Genomic DNA, 1,330 nt, shown 5'->3' with positions numbered 1-1,330 from the left:
TGAACCGCCCCGGCTCGTATGGAGACTCGATTTCATGAAAGGATCGGGTCATGGCACGACCCTCCCGTTACCCGCTTGAGCTGCGCCGCCGTGCGGTGCGCATGGTCGCTGAAGTGCGTGGTAACTACCCGAACGAGACGGCCGCCCTGCAGGCGGTCGCGGACAAGCTCGACATCGGTTCCCGCGAGACCCTGCGGAACTGGGTGAAGCGGCACGAGATCGACGCGGGGCAGCGGCCAGGGACGACGACGGAGGAGTCTGCGCAGCTCAAGGCACTGAAGAAGGAGAATGCCGAGCTGAAGCGGGCGAACGAGATTCTCAAGGCGGCGGCGAGTTTCTTCGCGGCCGAGCTCGACCGGCCACACACGCGCTCGTAGCGTTCATCGACGAGCACCGGGACCGCTTCGGCGGGGTCGAGCCGATCTGCAGGACGCTCACAGAGCACGACTGCAAGATCGCCCCTTCCACGTACTACGCCCACAAGAAACGCCTCGGAAACCCGTCCGCCCGTTCGGTGCGCGACGAAGAACTCAAGGAGCGGATCAAGGAGGTCTACACGTCCAACTACCGTGTGTACGGAGCCCGGAAGATCTGGCGCGAGCTGAACCGGCAGGGCCCTGCAGTAGCCCGCTGCACGGTCGAGCGACTGATGCGCGAACTCGGCATCCGGGGAGCGGTTCGCGGCAGGCGCATCATCACCACGATCCCCGGCGGCCAAGCCGAGCGGGCCCCCGATCTGGTCGACCGCGATTTCGTCGCCTCCGCTCCGAACCGGTGCTGGGTAGCGGACTTCACCCACGTCAAAACGTGGGCGGCGACCATCTACGTCGCCTTCGTCTTGGACACCTTCTCTCGCCGGATCGTCGGCTGGTCGGCGGCCACTGTGAAGGAGACCGTCTTCGTCCTGGACGCCCTGGAGATGGCCCTCTGGCAGCGGGACCGAGACCAACGCCCCGTTTTTCCGGGTGAGTTGATTCATCACTCGGATGCCGGTTCGCAGTACACATCGTTCAAGCTGGCCGAGCACCTGGACGCCGCCGGCATCGCCGCCTCCATCGGCTCGGTCGGCGACGCCTACGACAACGCCCTGATGGAGTCGGCGATCGGCCTGTACAAGACCGAGCTGATCAAACCCCGGCGGCCCTGGAGGACTCTCTCCCAGGTCGAGTTGGCCACCGCCGAATGGATCGACTGGTACAACCACCGCAGGCTCCACGGTGAGATAGGCCACGTTCCGCCCGTCGAATACGAAGCCAACTACTACACCGAACTCACAAAACCCCAGGTCACCACCACAGTCTGAGTTCTCCACCGAACCCGGGGCGGTTCA

1 protein-coding gene is annotated in these 1,330 nt (G+C 64.8%); it reads left to right on the top strand.

Annotation, left to right across the window (positions count from 1 at the left end):
• Positions 1-50 precede the first annotated feature (50 nt).
• A protein-coding gene (locus IE313_RS34580; protein WP_189939334.1) for an IS3 family transposase occupies positions 51-1,303 on the top strand; the annotation gives its coding sequence in 2 pieces (ribosomal slippage) (positions 51-333 and positions 333-1,303; 1,254 coding nt in all).
• Positions 1,304-1,330: the final 27 nt, after the last annotated feature.

The sequence above is a fragment of the Streptomyces sulfonofaciens genome, assembly GCF_014656295.1.
Lineage (GTDB): Bacteria > Actinomycetota > Actinomycetes > Streptomycetales > Streptomycetaceae > Streptomyces > Streptomyces sulfonofaciens.
Note: the sequence above shows the minus strand (reverse complement) of the source record. Positions and strands in the feature narration are given on the sequence as shown.